13 protein-coding genes are annotated in these 17,501 nt (G+C 70.8%); 9 read left to right on the top strand and 4 right to left on the bottom strand.

Going from position 1 to position 17,501, the window contains the following annotated elements:
* Window positions 1–107: 107 nt before the first annotated feature.
* Window positions 108–806: a DUF1707 domain-containing protein gene (locus ACIRB4_RS03905; protein ID WP_403288247.1), complete on the bottom strand. Its 699-nt coding sequence runs from the start codon at window positions 804–806 to the stop codon at window positions 108–110.
* Between the two features lie 258 nt (window positions 807–1,064).
* Here ACIRB4_RS03905 and ACIRB4_RS03900 point away from each other — a divergent pair, with 258 nt between their 5' ends.
* Complete coding sequence (locus ACIRB4_RS03900; RefSeq protein WP_403288246.1) at window positions 1,065–2,732, top strand: fumarate hydratase; 1,668 nt, start codon at window positions 1,065–1,067, stop codon at window positions 2,730–2,732.
* 257 nt (window positions 2,733–2,989) lie between these two features.
* Window positions 2,990–3,643: a lipoprotein gene (locus tag ACIRB4_RS03895; RefSeq protein ID WP_403288245.1), complete on the top strand. Its 654-nt coding sequence runs from the start codon at window positions 2,990–2,992 to the stop codon at window positions 3,641–3,643.
* Window positions 3,644–3,747: 104 nt separating this feature from the next.
* Here the strand turns inward: ACIRB4_RS03895 and ACIRB4_RS03890 are convergent, their stop codons facing one another.
* A complete protein-coding gene (locus ACIRB4_RS03890; RefSeq protein WP_403288244.1) occupies window positions 3,748–5,280 on the bottom strand; it encodes a ricin-type beta-trefoil lectin domain protein in 1,533 nt (510 codons plus the stop codon).
* A 107-nt stretch (window positions 5,281–5,387) separates the two neighbouring features.
* Here ACIRB4_RS03890 and ACIRB4_RS03885 point away from each other — a divergent pair, with 107 nt between their 5' ends.
* The 3 genes from ACIRB4_RS03885 (at window position 5,388) to ACIRB4_RS03875 (ending at window position 9,740) form a co-directional block, all read left to right on the top strand.
* Entirely contained in the window at window positions 5,388–6,800 is a 1,413-nt protein-coding gene (locus tag ACIRB4_RS03885) for a class II fumarate hydratase (protein WP_403288243.1), read from the top strand.
* A gap of 142 nt (window positions 6,801–6,942) precedes the next feature.
* A complete protein-coding gene (locus ACIRB4_RS03880; RefSeq protein WP_403288242.1) occupies window positions 6,943–7,608 on the top strand; it encodes a DUF402 domain-containing protein in 666 nt (221 codons plus the stop codon).
* Window positions 7,609–7,898: 290 nt separating this feature from the next.
* Window positions 7,899–9,740, top strand: coding sequence for a SpoIIE family protein phosphatase (locus tag ACIRB4_RS03875; protein ID WP_403288241.1), 1,842 nt, complete (start codon window positions 7,899–7,901; stop codon window positions 9,738–9,740).
* A gap of 110 nt (window positions 9,741–9,850) precedes the next feature.
* Here the strand turns inward: ACIRB4_RS03875 and ACIRB4_RS03870 are convergent, their stop codons facing one another.
* On the bottom strand, window positions 9,851–12,025 hold the full coding sequence (locus ACIRB4_RS03870; RefSeq protein WP_403288239.1) for a transglycosylase domain-containing protein: 2,175 nt from the start codon (window positions 12,023–12,025) through the stop codon (window positions 9,851–9,853).
* A gap of 231 nt (window positions 12,026–12,256) precedes the next feature.
* Between ACIRB4_RS03870 and ACIRB4_RS03865 the strand changes: the two genes are divergently transcribed.
* The 3 genes from ACIRB4_RS03865 to ACIRB4_RS03855 are packed head-to-tail and all read left to right on the top strand — an operon-like array spanning window position 12,257 to window position 15,803.
* Window positions 12,257–12,781: a PadR family transcriptional regulator gene (locus ACIRB4_RS03865; RefSeq protein ID WP_403288238.1), complete on the top strand. Its 525-nt coding sequence runs from the start codon at window positions 12,257–12,259 to the stop codon at window positions 12,779–12,781.
* Entirely contained in the window at window positions 12,778–13,461 is a 684-nt protein-coding gene (locus ACIRB4_RS03860; protein ID WP_403288237.1) for an ABC transporter ATP-binding protein, read from the top strand. Before ACIRB4_RS03865 ends, ACIRB4_RS03860 begins: the two co-directional genes overlap by 4 nt.
* Window positions 13,458–15,803, top strand: a complete 2,346-nt coding sequence (locus ACIRB4_RS03855) for an FtsX-like permease family protein (protein ID WP_403288236.1) — start codon at window positions 13,458–13,460, stop codon at window positions 15,801–15,803. The genes ACIRB4_RS03860 and ACIRB4_RS03855 overlap by 4 nt, the downstream gene beginning before the upstream one ends.
* A 41-nt stretch (window positions 15,804–15,844) precedes the next feature.
* Here the strand turns inward: ACIRB4_RS03855 and ACIRB4_RS03850 are convergent, their stop codons facing one another.
* Window positions 15,845–16,807, bottom strand: coding sequence for a LysR substrate-binding domain-containing protein (locus ACIRB4_RS03850; RefSeq protein ID WP_403288235.1), 963 nt, complete (start codon window positions 16,805–16,807; stop codon window positions 15,845–15,847).
* 134 nt (window positions 16,808–16,941) lie between these two features.
* Between ACIRB4_RS03850 and ACIRB4_RS03845 the strand changes: the two genes are divergently transcribed.
* Complete coding sequence (locus tag ACIRB4_RS03845; protein ID WP_403288233.1) at window positions 16,942–17,496, top strand: peroxiredoxin; 555 nt, start codon at window positions 16,942–16,944, stop codon at window positions 17,494–17,496.
* Window positions 17,497–17,501: the final 5 nt, after the last annotated feature.

Here is a 17,501-nt window from a genome sequence, read left to right as displayed (position 1 = left end):
GGCCTCGTGCCGTTCACGGCCCCTGCCCGCTGGGGCAGTTGCCCTCCGGCCGGCGGCCCACGGTCAGTGGCTCTCCGGTCAGTGGCCGAGGCCGGTGGCCCCTCCGGTCAGTGGCCGAGGTGCTTGCGCAGCCGGCTCTGGAGGTTCGTGACCCACTTGCCCCGCTTCGGCTTCGCCTCGACGTTGCCGAAGACCGAATAGCCGTTGATCACGACGACCGGGGCCTGCGGGTCGGCCGCCTCCATGTTCACCACCTCGAAGTTCCCGAAGACCCCGGTGCCGTTGCCCCGCAGGCTGATGTTCTCCGGGACCCGCACCTCGACGTTGCCGAAGATCGAGGTGGCGTTGATGGTGGTGAGCCGCTGCGCGAAGAGCGCCTCGGTCAGGTCGATCTCGATGTGGCCGAAGAGGGAGAAGGCGTTGGTCCTGCGCCCCACGCGCCAGCGGCCCTTCCGGGTGGTGCTGGAGAAGACGGCGACCACGTTGTCGGCGGGGGCCGAGGTGTCGTCCGGGCCGTACGCGTAGGCCGATTCCGGATCCTGGCTTGGCCGGGTCCCGGCGGGGAGGTCACGGACGATGGGCTCCAGTTCGCCCACGGTCTTGGCGCGGTAGACGGCGTCGATCCGCTCCGAGTGCTCCTCGGCGTCGATCCGCCCCTCGGCCAGGGCGTCCCGGAGGATGTCCGCGATCCGGTCCCGGTCGGCGTCCGAGGCCCGCAGGGAGTCACCGGCAGCGGCGGGGGCCGGCGCGACAGGGGCGGGCTCGGCGGGGGCGACCGGCTTCTGGGGCTGCTTTTCGAGGTCCACGAACTCAGACTAGCGAAACGCGATAGATCGCGACCAGGGGCGCGGCGCGGCTTCCGGCCATGGGGGGCTGTCGGCCATGGGCGGCTGTCGGCCCCCGGTCCGGCTGGATCGGTCGGACTGGCCGGAGCGGCCGGAGCGGCCGGAGCGGCAAGTGAGCCTTACCTCACAGGATGGGTGTCGGTGGCGCGTCTTACGCTTGAGGACGCGCTGCCAATGGAGGCGGCGCAGCTGTCTGCCGAGTGAGGAATGGCCGCCGTCATGCCAGAGTTTGCGTACTCCGATCTACTCCCCCTGGGAGAGGACACCACGCCCTACCGCCTGGTGACCTCCGAAGGTGTCTCCACCTTCGAGGCCGACGGCCGTACGTTCCTCAAGGTCGAGCCCGAGGCGCTGCGCCGGCTCGCCGCCGAGGCCATCCACGACATCCAGCACTACCTGCGCCCGGCCCACCTGGCCCAGCTGCGCCGGATCATCGACGACCCGGAGGCGTCGAGCAACGACAAGTTCGTCGCGCTCGACCTCCTCAAGAACGCCAACATCGCCGCCGCGGGCGTCCTGCCCATGTGCCAGGACACCGGCACCGCGATCGTGATGGGCAAGCGCGGCCAGAACGTGCTGACCGAGGGCGGCGACGAGGAGGCCCTGAGCCGCGGTGTCTACGACGCGTACACCAAGCTCAACCTGCGGTACTCCCAGATGGCCCCGCTGACCATGTGGGAGGAGAAGAACACCGGCTCGAACCTGCCCGCGCAGATCGAGCTGTACGCGACCGACGGCGGCGCGTACAAGTTCCTCTTCATGGCCAAGGGCGGCGGCAGCGCCAACAAGTCCTTCCTCTACCAGGAGACGAAGGCCGTGCTCAACGAGGCGAGCATGATGAAGTTCCTGGAGGAGAAGATCCGCTCGCTCGGCACGGCCGCCTGCCCGCCGTACCACCTGGCGATCGTCGTCGGCGGCACCTCCGCCGAGTTCGCCCTGAAGACCGCGAAGTACGCCTCCGCGCACTACCTGGACGAGCTGCCCGCCGAGGGCTCGGAGCTCGGCCACGGCTTCCGGGACAAGGAGCTGGAGGAGAAGGTCTTCGAGCTGACCCAGAAGATCGGCATCGGTGCGCAGTTCGGCGGCAAGTACTTCTGCCACGACGTGCGCGTGGTCCGTCTCCCCCGCCACGGCGCCTCGCTGCCGGTCGCGATCGCCGTGTCCTGCTCGGCCGACCGTCAGGCCGTCGCGAAGATCACCGCCGAGGGCGTCTTCCTGGAGCAGCTGGAGACCGACCCGGCGCGCTTCCTGCCGGAGACGACGGACGAGCACCTGGACGAGGCGGGTGACGTCGTCAAGATCGACCTGAACCAGCCCATGGACGAGATCCTCGCCGAGTTGACGAAGTACCCCGTCAAGACCCGGCTCTCGCTGACCGGTCCGCTGGTGGTGGCCCGCGACATCGCGCACGCCAAGATCAAGGAGCGCCTCGACGCCGGCGAGGAGATGCCGCAGTACCTCAAGGACCACCCGGTGTACTACGCCGGTCCGGCCAAGACCCCCGAGGGCTACGCCTCCGGCTCGTTCGGCCCGACCACGGCCGGCCGCATGGACTCGTACGTCGAGCAGTTCCAGGCGGCGGGCGGCTCCAAGGTCATGCTGGCCAAGGGCAACCGCTCGAAGCAGGTCACGGACGCTTGCGGCAGCCACGGCGGCTTCTATCTGGGCTCGATCGGCGGCCCGGCGGCGCGCCTGGCGCAGGACTGCATCAAGAAGGTCGAGGTCGTCGAGTACGAGGAGCTCGGCATGGAGGCCGTCTGGAAGATCGAGGTCGAGGACTTCCCGGCGTTCATCGTCGTCGACGACAAGGGCAACGACTTCTTCCAGGACCCGGCTCCGGAGCCGACGTTCACCCACATCCCGGTGCGCGGCCCGGGCCTGGGCTGACAGCGGCAGGGCGGTACGTACGCAGATGATGGCGGGGCCCTCGGCGGGAGCCGGGGTCCCCTGTCGTGGTGCGGGGGCCGGGGCGTGCGGGAGAGGTCCTTGTGCGCGGCCGAGTGGGTGGTGATGCGCGGCAGTGGCATGGGGCGGCCCGGCGGCGCTCAGCGTCCTGCGGCCGGTGGGCGGCGGGACAAGGCCCCCTCCCCCCTGCGACCCGCCCCTCGGTGGAGCCCCGAGCCGGCCTCACTAGGCTGACGCGCATGAGACATCACATACGGGTACGGGCCCTGGCGCCCGTCCTCGCCGCGGTCACGGCCGTCGGCGTGCTGGGCGGCTGCGGTACGGAGAAGGCGTCGACGCCTGAGGTCAAGGAGGCACCGGCCGCCGCCGAGGCCACCACGGCCGCCAAGGGCAAGGGCGCCAAGGCCGCGGCCTCCCTCGGGGGGCCGGGCACCGCCTGCGTCCTTCCCGTCTCCTTCGGGCTCGCCGCCGACTGGAAGCCGAAGGCCGTCAAGGTCGACGAGAACGACGAACTCGCCGCCGCGCTCGGCAAGCAGGGCCCCGCGACCATGGTCTGCGAGATCGACGCCAAGCCCGCCGGCAACATCGGCTACATGCGCGTCTGGACCGCCCCCGGCGGCTCGGCCCGTACGGCGCTCGAAGGGTTCGTGAAGGCCGAGGAGAACACCTCCAAGGTCTCCTACAAGGAGACGAAGGCGGGCGCGCTGCCCGTCGTCGAGGTGACGTACTCCATCTACAACAAGATCATGGAGGAGTCCAAGGAGGAGAGCGCCTTCGCGGTCTCCACCCCGAAGGGCACCGTCATCGTGCACCTCGGCGGGCTCGACTCCGAGGAGCACCGGGAGATGCTTCCGGCGTACGAGCTGGCGCGCTCCAGCCTCAAGGCGCTCTAGACGACCGCGAGACCGGGGCCCCCGTCCCGCACCGGACGAGGGCCCTGGCCCGGGCCCCGTAGTTTGCCGTGTCAACGCGTCAACGCGTCGTCACGTCGTCGCCGTTATGCGAACCGCTGGTTCGCCGAGCCGTCGCAGTTCTGGAGCCGCAGCGGCTCCTTCGCCGCCGCCTGCGTCAGGCACAGCCCGGTCGCGGCCGCCGGCCGGATCGTGGCCCCGTCGCGTACGAACGCCTGGTTCGCCGCGCCCGAGCAGTTCCACACGATCATCGCCGTGCCCGCCTGGTACTTCGCGCCCGGGACGTCCAGGCAGCGGTCCTGGGTCAGCTCCGTGTGGACGGTCTTGCGGGCGGAGTCGTACCACCAGCCCTGGTTGCGGCCGCCGTGGCAGTCCCAGCCGAGGACCCCGGTGCCGTTGGCGCTGTTCGAGGCGTTGACGTCCACGCAGTTTCCCGTGGCGGCGTTCTTCAGCGGTTTGTAGACGTCGTCCCAGGCGTACGGGAAGAGGGCCGGCGTCCCGGACGAGTTCACGTCCGCGCAACTGGCCTCGCGCACGTTCGAGTTGTAGAGCTGCGTGAGGCAGGAGGCGAAGGCGGCGTGGCCGCGGGCGTTGGGGTGGAAGGACTGCCGGACGGAGTTCTCGTCCGGGGTGCCGGGCTTGGAGAGGTCGATGTAGAGGCCCCGGGCCCAGGCGTCGTCCATGCAGACCTCGTGGCCGTGGAAGAGCCGCGAGTTGTCGAGGTAGGTGGCGCCGGTGTTCGCGGCGGCCTTGCGCATGCCGCGTTCGAAGGCGGGTACGGCGGTGTTGCGGCCCCAGACGGTGTCGGAGTCGTAGCCGAGTCCGCCGCAGGCGAGCTTGCCGGGGAAGTTCGGGTTGTCGTGGAAGTCGGGTCCGATGGGGCTCGGGTAGCCCATGACGACGAGCTTGTAGTCGCGGTCGGCGTAGCCGGCGTCCCGCATGACGGTCCTCAGATCGCGTACGGTCTGCTCGACCTTGGGGACGAGCGCGTCGACGCGGGCCTGCCAGCCGGGGGCGTACTTCGGCTCGCAGGGACCCTGGAGGGTGAGATAGCGGGTGACGCAGTCGGTCATCACGGGTCCGAACTGCAGGTCGTCGTTGGCTCCGGCGACGAGGAGCACCATCTTGATCCGGGTGTTGCGGGCCTTGACGGCGAGGTTGTCGCTCTGGACGAGTTCGTCGGCGTACTGCTTCGAGCCGCCGATCCTGATGTTGCCGGTGTGGGCGCCGGAGCAGGACACGTTGAAGGTGAGGTCCGCGGGGATGCCGGTGCGGTGGACGGCGGCCTCGGGCGAGCGGTGGCACCAGTTGCTGGGGCCGTTGGTCGGCGGCTCGTAGGTGCCGACGCCCTCGCCGGAGATCTCGCTGTCGCCGAGCGAGATCAGGCCGCTCTTGCGGTCGGCGAGCGGCCGCTCGGCCGGGTCGCCGTAGATCTTGACCGCTTCGGCGGCGCGGATGGCCTCCAGTTCGGGCGAGAGCGGTACGGATGCGATGCGAGCGGTGCCGTCGGTCGTGTCGGCCGCGCCGGCGGGTGCCGCGGCTGCCATGGTTCCGAAGACCGTCGCGGCCGCGGCCGCGGCCGCGACCGTCCAGCGGACTCTGTGCCTGGTGCGCCTCATTGCGCCTCCTGGAGGGTGGGGTTACCCACGGTTTCTACTGGCCGGTACGCGCATTGGGAATAGGCAGAACAAGACAACTGCTCAACTTTTACAGGAGGTTGGGATACATGAGTGACACGAGTGACAACCGGGAAGACTTCCGGATCGAGCACGACTCCATGGGCGAGGTGCGGGTCCCCGCACACGCCAAATGGCGCGCCCAGACCCAGCGTGCGGTGGAGAACTTCCCCGTCTCGGGTCAGCGCCTGGAGCGCACCCACATCGAGGCCCTCGCCCGGATCAAGGCCGCCGCGGCCAAGGTCAACGCCGAACTCGGCGTGATCGACGAGGACATCGCCGACGCCGTCCAGGAGGCCGCGGCGGAGGTCGCCGAGGGGCGCTGGGACGAGCACTTCCCGGTCGACGTCTTCCAGACCGGCTCGGGCACCTCGTCCAACATGAACGCCAACGAGGTCCTCGCCACCCTCGCCGGCGAGCGCCTCCCCGAGGGCCGGGACGTCCACCCCAACGACCATGTGAACGCGTCCCAGTCGTCCAACGACGTCTTCCCGTCCTCGATCCACATCGCCGCGACCGCCGCCGTCACCCGCGACCTGATCCCCGCCCTCGACCGTCTGGCGGTGTCCCTGGAGCGGAAATCGGCCGAATTCGCGGAGGTGGTGAAGTCCGGTCGTACGCACCTCATGGACGCCACTCCGGTGACCCTGGGCCAGGAGTTCGGCGGTTATGCGGCCCAGGTCAGGTACGGGATCGAGCGGCTGGAGTCCTCCCTTCCCCGGCTCGCCGAACTCCCCCTCGGCGGTACGGCGGTGGGAACCGGCATCAACACGCCACCCGGCTTCTCCGCCGCCGTCATCGCCGAGGTCGCCCGCGCCACCGGCCTGCCGCTCACCGAGGCCCGTGACCACTTCGAGGCCCAGGGCGCCCGGGACGGCCTGGTGGAGACGTCCGGCCAGCTCAGGACCATCGCCGTCTCCCTGACGAAGATCTCCAACGATCTGCGCTGGATGGCGTCGGGGCCGCGTACCGGCCTCGCCGAGATCAACCTCCCCGACCTCCAGCCGGGCTCCTCGATCATGCCGGGCAAGGTGAATCCGGTCATTCCCGAGGCGGTCCTGATGGTCGCCGCACAGGTGACCGGAAACGACACCACGGTGGCGGTGGCGGGCGCGGCCGGGAACTTCGAACTCAACGTGATGCTCCCGGTGATCGCCAAGAACCTCCTGGAGTCGGTCCGGCTCCTCGCCAACGCCGCCCGGCTGCTCGCGGACCGTACGGTCGACGGCATCACCGCCAACGTCGAGCGGGCCAGGGAGTACGCGGAGTCCTCGCCGTCCGTCGTCACGCCGCTGAACAAGTACATCGGCTACGAGGAGGCGGCCAAGGTGGCCAAGAAGTCCCTGGCCGAGCGGAAGACGATCCGCGAGGTGGTGCTCGAGTCCGGGTACGTCGAGCGCGGCGACCTGACCGTGGAGCAGCTCGACGAGGCCCTCGACGTGCTGCGCATGACCCACCCGTAGAAGGGGAGGACCACATCGGCGGGGCGAGTTCGGCCCAAGCGGGGAAGGCGCGTGAAACCGGCGCGTCCGTATCTGACTCATCTCCGACCCCTCCGTGACCTGTGCCGCAGCGGTGGCGGGGGCACGCCCCTAAGATCTGCGCATGACAGGATCGGGCGGCCCCCAGCACTGGGCGCCTGGGGAGCACATCCTCTGGCGCTACCGCGGCAACGGCTCCGGCGCTGTGCACATCTGCCGGCCGGTGACCGTCGTCCAGGACACCGCCGAGCTGCTCGCCGTCTGGATGGCGCCCGGCACCGAGTGCGTCAAGCCGGTGCTCACCGACGGCACTCCCGTCCACGAGGAGCCGCTCGCCACCCGCTACACCGCCCCGCGCACCACCGTGCGCGCGCGCTGGTTCGGCACGGGGGTGCTGAAGCTGGCCAGGCCCGGGGACCCCTGGTCGGTCTGGCTGTTCTGGGACCGCGGCTGGCGCTTCCGCAGCTGGTACGTGAACCTGGAGGAGCCCCGGACCCGTTGGGCCGGCGGCATCGACTCCGAGGACCACTTCCTCGACATCTCCGTCTACCCGGACCGCAGCTGGCTGTGGCGGGACGAGGACGAGTTCGCGCAGGCCCAACGGGCCGGTCTGATGGACGCGGCACAGGCCGCGCGGGTACGGGGCGCGGGCCGGGACGCCGTCGAGGTGATCCGGGCGTGGGGGGCGCCGTTCTCGGACGGCTGGGAGGACTGGCGGCCGGATCCGCGCTGGAGCGTTCCCGAGCTTCCGTCCGACTGGGATCGCACTCCGGCGCACACGGCACCGTGAGACCCTTGATGCGCCCCCGGGGTGCAAACGTAGGATCGTCCTCCGCAAGACCGTGATCAACCGAGCGTCGCGTCAACCACTGAGCACCGCGCAGGACCTGACCGTAAGTCATCCAAGAGGGGGAGAGCCGTGCCGGACGTGTGCCCGGGTGTTCCGACCCCTGCCGTAGACACCGCTCGCGGGGTATTCACATCCGCCGCCCGCCAGGGGTTTATCGCCGGTGAAGGCGCGGCATCGGCGAGAAGAGCGAGTGCATCGCCCCACCGGCCCGGACGGACGGAATCCCACGCGTGACGGAGCATCCCACCTCCCACGAAGGCCGCCAGCCGCTGGCTGCCCGGCCGCAGGAACGCACCCGCCCCCGCCAGGAGGCGGCGGCCGCGGCCGTCGCGGTGCCCGCGCCCACCGGCGGCGGCGGGGTGGCGCAGGACGTCGCCGCCACGCGGCGGGAGGGCGACCGGCTGCGGTTCGTGGGCGCGGCGACCCGGCGGATCGCGCGCGGGATAGACCTGGACGAGATCGTGCTGGGCCTGTGCCGGGCGACCGTACCGACGTTCTCCGACGCGATCCTGGTCTATCTGCGCGACCCGCTCCCAGTGGGTGACGAGCGGCCGGTCGCGCCGTTCGTGCTGCGGCTGCGCCGCACCGACCGGTTGCGCTTAACGGACCTGGAGGGCGAGGAGCTCGTCCTCGTGCCCGATCCCGACCCCACGCCCGCGGCCGAACTGTGCGAGGTCCGCTCCGGCGGCGCCCTCGCCGAGGTGCTGCGCGGGGTGCGGCCGGTCTTCGGCGACTCCGAGGCGGCCCGGGCCGCGCTGCCCGAGCTGCTGGGAGCCGATCACGCGCTGCCCGGCGGTCACCGGGCGATCCTCGCCCCGCTGCGCGGCCGGCGGCGGGTCATCGGCGCCGCCGTCTTCCTGCGCCGCCCCGAGCGGCCGGGTTTCGAGCCGAACGACCTGCTGGTCGCGGCGCAGCTGGCGACGCACACGGCGCTCGGCATCGACAAGGCGGTGCTGTACGGCCGTGAGGCGTACATCGCCGACGAGCTGCAGCGCACGATGCTGCCGGACTCGCTGCCGCAGCCGACCGGGGTGAGGCTCGCCTCGCGCTATCTTCCGGCCGCCGAGACGGCCCGGGTGGGCGGCGACTGGTACGACGCGATCCCGCTGCCGGGCAGCCGGGTGGCGTTGGTCGTCGGTGACGTCATGGGGCACTCCATGACGTCCGCCGCGATCATGGGCCAGCTGCGGACCACGGCGCAGACCCTCGCGGGGCTCGACCTGCCGCCGCAGGAGGTGCTGCACCATCTGGACGAGCAGGCGCAGCGGCTGGGGCAGGACCGGATGGCGACGTGCATGTACGCGGTGTACGACCCGGTCTCGCACCGGATCACCATCGCCAACGCCGGTCATCCGCCGCCGATACTGCTCCACCTCGGCGGCCGGGCGGAGGTGCTCCGGGTTCCGCCGGGCGCTCCGATCGGGGTGGGCGGGGTGGACTTCGAGGCCGTGGAGCTGGACGCCCCGGCCGGCGCGACGCTGCTCCTGTACACGGACGGTCTGGTCGAGTCCCGGCTGCGGGACGTGTGGACCGGGATAGAGCAGTTGCGGGAGCGCCTCGCGGCGACGGCCCAGCTGACCGGCCCCGACCATTCGCCGCCGCTGGAGGCGCTCTGCGACGACGTCCTCGACATGCTCGGGCCGGGCGACCGGGACGACGACATCGCGCTGCTCGCGGCCCGTTTCGACGGGATCGCGCCCAGTGACGTGGCGTACTGGTTCCTGGAGCCGGAGGACGCGGCCCCGGGCCGGGCCCGGCGGCTCGCGCGGCGGGCGCTCGCCCGCTGGGACCTGGAGGAGCTGTCGGACTCGGTGGAGCTGCTGATCAGCGAGGTCGTGACGAATGCCGTGCGGTACGCGGAGCGGCCGGTGACGCTGCGGCTGCTACGGACGGACGTCCTGCGCTGCGAGGTCGGCGACGACTCTCCGCAGCTGCCCCGGCAGCGGCGGGCGCGGGACACCGACGAGGGCGGTCGCGGGCTGTTCCTGGTGAACCGGCTGGCCCGCCGGTGGGGGGCGACCCGGCTCTCGGGCGGCAAGGTGGTCTGGTTCGAGCTGGCCACGCGTAGCTGAGCGGCGGGAGCAGCGGGAGTACGCATACGGCGACGGCCGGGCCCTTGGCGGGCCCGGCCGTCGTCCTTCTCAGCGCTCAGCGCGGGAGCCGTGTCGACGCAGGAGCCCTGTCACTGGCGCGGGCGCTGATCGTCCTCGCCCACGACCGGCGGTTCGAAGGTCGGCTCCGTCCGCGTGGGCGTCGGCAGCGGCGGTGTCGTGGTCGTCCGGGTCGGCTGCGGCGGCGTGGTCGCGGTCGACGTCGGCGGCGGCGTCGGGTCCGGGGACGCGGTGCTGGTGGCCGGCGGGGTCGGCTCGGGGGACTCGGTGGTCCGCGACGGCGTCGGGTCCGGCTCGACGACCGCGGAGTTGTCGGTCTCCAGGTCGAAGCGGGCGTCGGAGCCGCCGCCCAGCGCGCTGGTGGTGTAGGCGCCCCAGATCTGGGCCGGGGTGCGGCCGCCGTTGGCGCGGCCGGGGTTGATCGTGTCGGTCAGGGTGGTCTGGCCGCCCTTGACCTCCTCGCCGAACAGGCCGACGGCGGTGACCAGTTCGGGGGTGTAGCCGACGAACCAGGCGGAGCGGTTGTTCTCGGAGGTACCGGTCTTGCCGGCGGCCTGGTAGTTGCCCGCGGCCCGGAAGCCGGAGCCGCTGCGGACGACGCCCTGCATCGCCTTGGTGGTGGTGTCGGCGGCCTCGCGGCTGATGACCCGCTCGCCGATCGACTTCACCGGCTCCGCCCTGCGGTCCTTGTGCTCGGCGGACTTCACGATGGTCGGGGTGACCTTCACACCGTGGTTGTCGAGCGTGGCGTAGACGGCGGCCATGTCCCAGGTGGAGGCGCCCATGACCCCGAGCGACATGGAGGGGGTCTCGCCGAAGTCCTCGCCGTCCTTCATGCCGAGGTCGAGGGCGGTCTTCTTGACGTGGGCCGGGCCGACGTCGACGATCATCTGGGCGTACACCGAGTTGATCGAGCTGTTGGTGGCCTTCTGGACGGTGACGGGGCCGTAGCTCCGGTCGTCCTCGTTCTCCGGGTTGAACGGCACGTCGCTGCCCACGACCGGCCGCTTGCTGGTGCCGTCGTAGATGGTGCCGAGGCCTATCTTCCGGCCGTCCTGGGTCTCGGCGCCGTTCTCGAGGGCGGAGGCGAGCACGATCGGCTTGAAGGTCGAGGCGGGCTGGTAGTCGCGGCGGGTGGCGTTGGACATCCAGTGCTCGGTGGCGCCGAGGCCGCCGTAGAGGGCGACGACCTTGCCGGTCTTCGGGTCGACGGAGGTGGCGCCGGCCTGGACGGTGGCGTCCTTCTCGTCGCCCTTGCGGTCGAGCTTCGCCTCCAGTTGCTCGTCGACCGCCTCGATCAGCGCCTTCTGCTTCTTCTCGTCGATGTTGAGGGTGATCGTCCAGCCGCCGGCCTTGATGTCCTCCTCGCTGATGCCCTGGCGCATCAGCTCCTGGTTGGCGGCCTCGACGAGGTATCCGCGCTGGCCTTCCATGCCGGGGGCGGGCTTGGGCTTCTGCGGGACGGGGAACTTCAGGCCGTGCCGCTCGGTCTGCTCGAGCCAGCCTTCCTCGACCATGTTGTCGAGGGTGTAGTTCCAGCGCTCCTCGACCAGCTTGCGGCCGGTGGGGGTGGCGGAGGTCCAGTCGTACTGGTTGGGGGCCTGGAGCAGCGAGGCGAGGTAGGCGCCCTGGGCGACGGTCAGCTTGGAGGCGTCGACACCGTAGTAGGACTGGGCGGCGGCCTGGATGCCGTAGGCGCTGCGTCCGTAGTAGCTGGTGTTCATGTAGCCGGCGAGGATCTCGCTCTTCGCCATGCGCTGGTCGACCTTGAGGGCGATCACCATCTCCTTGAGCTTGCGGGTGACCGTCTGGTCCTGGTCCAGGTAGTAGTTCTTGACGTACTGCTGGGTGATGGTCGAGCCACCCTGCTTGCCCTTGCCGGTGACGGTGTTGAGCGCGGCGCGGGCGGTGCCGCGGATGTCGACGCCGTTGTCCTTGTAGAAGGTCTTGTTCTCCGCGGCGACGAAGGCGTACTGGACCTTGGTCGGGATCCGCTCCAGGCCGACGATCTCCCGGTTGATCTCGCCGGTCCTGGCGATGATCTTTCCGTTGGAGTACTTGTAGACGTTGCTCTGCATGGTGGCCTGGGCGTTGGCGGACGGCACCGGGACCAGCAGGTAGATCGCGTAGAAGGCGCCCATGACGAGCAGGCAGCCGACGAAGAACGTGCCCAGGAGTTTCTTCCAGGTGAAGAGGCGGCGTATCCGTCCGCCCTTTTTCACTCGGCCTTTTTCCGCTCGGCCCATGTCCCTCGTCGCTCCGCTCATCGTCGTCCCGGGCAGGTGTCCGCACCGAGTCAGCTCAGCAAGCTAACACCGCTGATGCAGACAAAGGGCAATCGATCCGGTCTTTTCCGGACGTGAGAATCAGCACCCGTCTCCCCTGCAATCGACGCTTCTGGGGCCCGGATGGTTGTGCGACACCGGTCACAACCTGGCTATACAGCGTGCGTATACACCGGGTGTACAGTGGCCGTCATGTCAATCGGTCACACCCTTCTCGGGCTCCTGGAGTCCGGACCGCGCCACGGCTACGACCTCAAGCGCGCCTTCGACGAGAGATTCGGCCACGACCGGCCCCTGCACTACGGGCAGGTCTACTCGACCATGTCGCGGTTGCTGAAGAACGGCCTGGTCGTGGTGGACGGCGTCGAAGCCGGCGGCGGGCCCGAGCGGAAGCGGTACGCGATCACCGAAGCGGGCATCACCGACGTCGAGCGCTGGCTGTCGCAGCCGGAGAAGCCGGAGCCGTACCTCCAGTCCACGCTCTACACCAAGGTCGTCCTCGCCCTGCTCACCGGACGCGGCGCGGCGGAGCTGCTCGATGTGCAGCGCTCGGAGCATCTGCGGCTCATGCGCGAGCTCACCCGGCGCAAGAAGGGCGGCGACCTCGCCGACCAGTTGATCTGCGATCACGCCCTGTTCCACCTCGAAGCCGATCTTCGCTGGCTGGAACTGACCGCCGCCCGACTCGACCGGCTCGCCGAGGAGATCCGCCGATGACGCCCCCTCCCCTCCTCCACGCGACCGGCGTCGACAAGACGTACGGGCCGACCCCCGCGCTCTCCGGGGCGGACTTCGCGGTCCGGGCCGGCGAGGTCGTGGCCGTGATGGGCCCGTCGGGTTCCGGGAAGTCCACGCTGCTGCACTGTCTCGCCGGGATCGTCCGGCCCGACGCCGGCACCATCACCTACGACGGGCGCGAGCTCACCGGCCTGTCGGACACCGCGCGCAGCGCTCTGCGCCGCACCGACTTCGGCTTCGTCTTCCAGTTCGGCCAGCTGGTCCCCGAACTCAGCTGTGCCGAGAACGTCGCCCTGCCGCTGCGCCTGCACGGCGAGCGGCGCAAGCACGCCGAGGCCAAGGCGGTGGAGTGGCTGACCCGCCTTGAGGTCGACGACATCGCCGCCAAGCGGCCCGGCGAGATCTCCGGCGGCCAGGGCCAGCGGGTCGCGGTCGCCCGCGCGCTGGTCGGCTCCCCCCGCGTGCTCTTCGCCGACGAGCCGACCGGCGCCCTGGACTCGCTCAACGGCGAACGGGTGATGCAGCTGCTCACCGACGCGGCCAGGGACACCGGCGCCGCGGTCGTCCTCGTCACCCACGAACCCCGGGTCGCCGCCTACTCCGACCGCGAGGTCGTCGTCCGCGACGGCTCCGTGCGGGACGCGGAGTGGGCGGCATGAGGCTCCGTACCTGGGCGCGCGACCTGCTGCTCGGCGCGCGGTTCGCGGTCACCGGGGGCCGCTCCGGCTGGACCCGGACGGCCCTGACCAGCGTCGGCATCGGCCTGGGCGTCGCGCTGCTGCTCGTCGCCTCCTCGATACCGAACCTGCTGTTCTCGCGCGAGGTGCGCGAGTCGCAGCGGGACGTCAACGCGAGCCAGGAGGTGCCCCGCCCCACGGCGGACTCCTTTCTCTACGCCAAGCCCTCCACGCTCTACCGCGGTGAGACGATCACCGGGCTCGTCCTGCGGCCCGAGGGACCGCACGCCCCCGCCCCGCCGGGTGTGGCGGAGCTGCCCGGAGCGGGCGAGATGCTGGTCTCCCCCGCGCTCGCCGAGCTGCTCGCCTCCCCGGGCGGCGCCCTGCTCCGCGAACGCCTGCCGTACCGGACCATCGGCACGATCGGGGACGCGGGCCTCATCGGACCGGCCGAGCTGCGTTACGTCGCGGGCAGCGACACCCTCACCACCGTCGACTACGACGGGCGCGGCAAGGAGTACGGCTGGTCGGTGCCGAGCGAGCCGCTGAACGCGTTCCTGCTCCTGCTCGTCGTCATCGCCTGCGTCGTCCTGCTGCTGCCCGTGCTCGTCTTCATCGCCACCGCCGTCCGCTTCGGCGGCGAGCAGCGCGACCGGCGGCTGGCGGCGCTGCGCCTGGTCGGCGCGGACAGCGCGATGACCCGGCGCATCGCGGCCGGGGAGTCGCTCGCCGGGGCGCTGCTCGGGCTGGGCCTCGGCGCCGTGCTCTTCGCGCTGGCCCGGCAGCTCGCCGGGACGGTCCAGGTGTGGGACGTCAACGCCTTCCCCACCGACGTGGTGCCGCTGCCCGCGCTCGCCGCGGTCGTCCTCGTGGTGGTCCCGGTGTCGGCGATCGTGGTGACGGTCTTCGCCCTGCGCGGGGTCGCGATCGAACCGCTCGGTGTCGTACGGACCTCCACCCCGCGCGCCCGCCGGCTGTGGTGGCGCCTGCTCCTGATCGCGGCCGGTGTCGCCCTGCTCGTCCCGATGGCCGGCGCGGTCGGCTTCCGGGAGACCTCGGCGGACACCGTCATGGTCACGGCGGGCGCGGCCCTCGCCCTCATCGGGCTCACCACGCTGCTGCCGTGGCTGGTGGAGACCGTGGTCAAGCGGCTGCGGGGCGGCCCGGTCGCCTGGCAGCTGGCCACCAGAAGGCTCCAGCTGAGCAGTGGCACGACGGCACGGGCGGTCAGTGGGATCGTGGTCGCCGCGGCCGGGGCGATCGCGCTCCAGATGCTTTTCCAGGCGATGCAGAACGACTTCATGCGGCCCACGAACATGGACACCGCGCGGGCCCAGATGGAAGCGCACACGGACGCGGTGGACGGCGACGAGGCCCGCGAGATGATCGCGAAGTTCTCGCGGACCGAGGGCGTGACCGGAGTGATCGGCACGATCACCTCGCACGTCTGGCGGCCGGGCCCGCTCAAGAAGGGCGAGGGGTTCACCCCGATCACCTCGCTCACCGTCGCGGACTGCGCCTCGCTCAGGGAGCTGGCGGCGCTGCCCTCCTGCACGGACGGCGACGTGTTCATCGCGCGGACGCACGGCCGGGAGGGCCCGGACGACGCGTACCTCGCCGAGACGGCCCGCCCCGGAGCGGTGGTCGCCCTGCGGGACATCCCGTCGGACGGCGGCGCGGTGCCGACCTGGCGGATCCCGGACACGGCCCGCACGGTCGACTCCCGCCGCGATCCGATGGGCCAGTTCCGCTTCGGTGTCTTCGCCACCCCGTCCGCCGTCGACGTGTCGGGGCTGGACATGCCGAACGCGTCGGCGATGGTGCGGATCGACCCGGCGGTGCCGGACGCGCCCGAGTACGTACGGAACACGGCCGCCTCGATCGATCCGCTGATCTGGGTCGGCACCCTGCAGAACTTCGAGCGCGACGCGCAGTTCAGCAGCGTACGGACCGGGATCCTGGTCGGCGCGACCGCGACGATGATCCTGGTGGCCGCGTCGCTCCTGGTCACGACCCTGGAGCAGGTGCGGGAGCGGAAGCGGCTGCTGTCCTCGCTGGTCGCCTTCGGGACGCCGAGGACGACGCTGTCCTGGTCGGTGCTGTGGCAGACGGCGGTCCCGATCGCGCTGGGTCTGGCCCTCGCGGTGGCCGGCGGGCTCGGGCTCGGCCTGGTCCTGCTGAAGATGATCGACAAACAGGTCGAGGAGTGGACGGTCTTCCTGCCGGTGACGGGGGTCGGCGTCGCGCTGATCCTGGCGGTGACGCTGCTGAGCATGCCCGCGCTGTGGCGCGTGATGCGGGCGGACGGGCTCAGGACCGAATGACCCGGACGGGATGAACCCGGGGGCTGGGTGCCGGTGCCGCTTCAGGCGCCGGCGCCCACCACCCGTACCGGAAGCCGCTTCATCGCGCCGCGCAGGGACCGCGCCAGCTCCTCGAACTCCTCGTGCCGGGCCGCTCCGGTGCGCATGGCGAGAGCGACCCGCCGCGAGGGCGCCGGATCGGTGAAGCGGCCGGTGAACAGGGCCGTGTTGCGGGCGGTCTCGACCTTGACGGCGGTGCGCGGGAGCAGGGTCACGCCGAGACCGCCCGCCACCAGCTGGACCAGGGTGGACAGGCCCGCCGCGGTGGTGGTGACGGGCGCCCCTTCCGTACGGCCGGCCTCCCGGCAGATGTCGAGGGCCTGGTCGCGCAGGCAGTGCCCCTCGTCGAGCAGCAGCAGATTGAGTTCCTTCAACGCCTCGCGCGGAATGTCCTCGCGGCCGGCCAGCGGATGCCCCTGCGGGGTCACGAGCACGAAGTCCTCGTCGAAGAGCGGCAGTTCGATGACGCCCGGAACGCCGAGAGGCACAGCGAGCAGCAGCAGATCCAGCCGCCCGGCGGCGAGCCCCTCCAGGAGCGAGGAGGTCTGCTCCTCATGCACCTGGAGGTCCAGCTCCGGATAACGCTCGTGGACCAGGCGCAGGACCGTGGGCAGCAGATACGGCGCGACCGTCGGGATCACGCCGAGCCGCAGGACCCCGGTGAAGGGAGCCTGCGCCGCCTCCGCCTCCTCCATCAGCTCCGACACCGCGTCCAGCACCGCCTTGGCGCGCACCGCGAGCCGCTCCCCCGCGGGTGAGAGCAGTACCTTCCGCGTCGTACGCTCGAGGAGCTGGACACCGAGTGCCTCTTCGAGAGCCGAAACCGCGCCCGAAAGTGCGGGCTGGCTCATCCCGATCGCCGCCGCGGCGTCCCGGAAGTGCAGATGCTCCGCGACCGCCGCGAACGCTCTGAGCTGGGAAAGACTGGGCTGCTTGCCTCGGTACGGGTTGTACGGGGATCCCACTGATAACCACCTTCAATCAACACGACCCAGTCTAGCTATTTCACTGATCAATGCACCGCGTGCCATGCTGGTCGCCGTCCAACCCCCATGGAGGACCCCAAAAGGGACCTTCAACCCCTCTGCAAGGAGAGCGCGTGCTCACTGTCGGTGACCAGTTCCCCACCTACGACCTGACCGCCTGCGTGTCGCTGGAGAGCGGCAAGGAGTTCGCTCAGATCGACCACAAGACCTACGAGGGCAAGTGGCGTGTGGTGTTCTTCTGGCCGAAGGACTTCACCTTCGTCTGCCCCACCGAGATCGCCGCGTTCGGCAAGCTGAACGACGAGTTCGCCGACCGTGACGCCCAGATCCTCGGCGTCTCCGGCGACTCGGAGTTCGTGCACCACGCCTGGCGCAAGGACCACGACGACCTGCGTGACCTGCCCTTCCCGATGCTCGCCGACTCGAAGCACGAGCTCATGCGCGACTGCGGCGTCGAGGGCGAGGACGGCTTCGCACAGCGTGCCGTCTTCATCGTGGACCAGAACAACGAGATCCAGTTCACCATGGTGACCGCCGGCTCCGTCGGCCGTAACCCCAAGGAGGTCCTGCGGGTGCTGGACGCCCTGCAGACCGACGAGCTGTGCCCGTGCAACTGGACCAAGGGCGAGAACACCCTCGACCCGGTCGCGCTCCTCTCGGGCGAGTAAGGAAC

It is taken from the genome of Streptomyces sp. NPDC093600 (assembly GCF_044764755.1).
GTDB lineage: Bacteria > Actinomycetota > Actinomycetes > Streptomycetales > Streptomycetaceae > Streptomyces.
The sequence above is the reverse complement of the archived record's forward strand: the minus strand, read 5'-3'. Positions and strand labels throughout refer to the sequence as shown.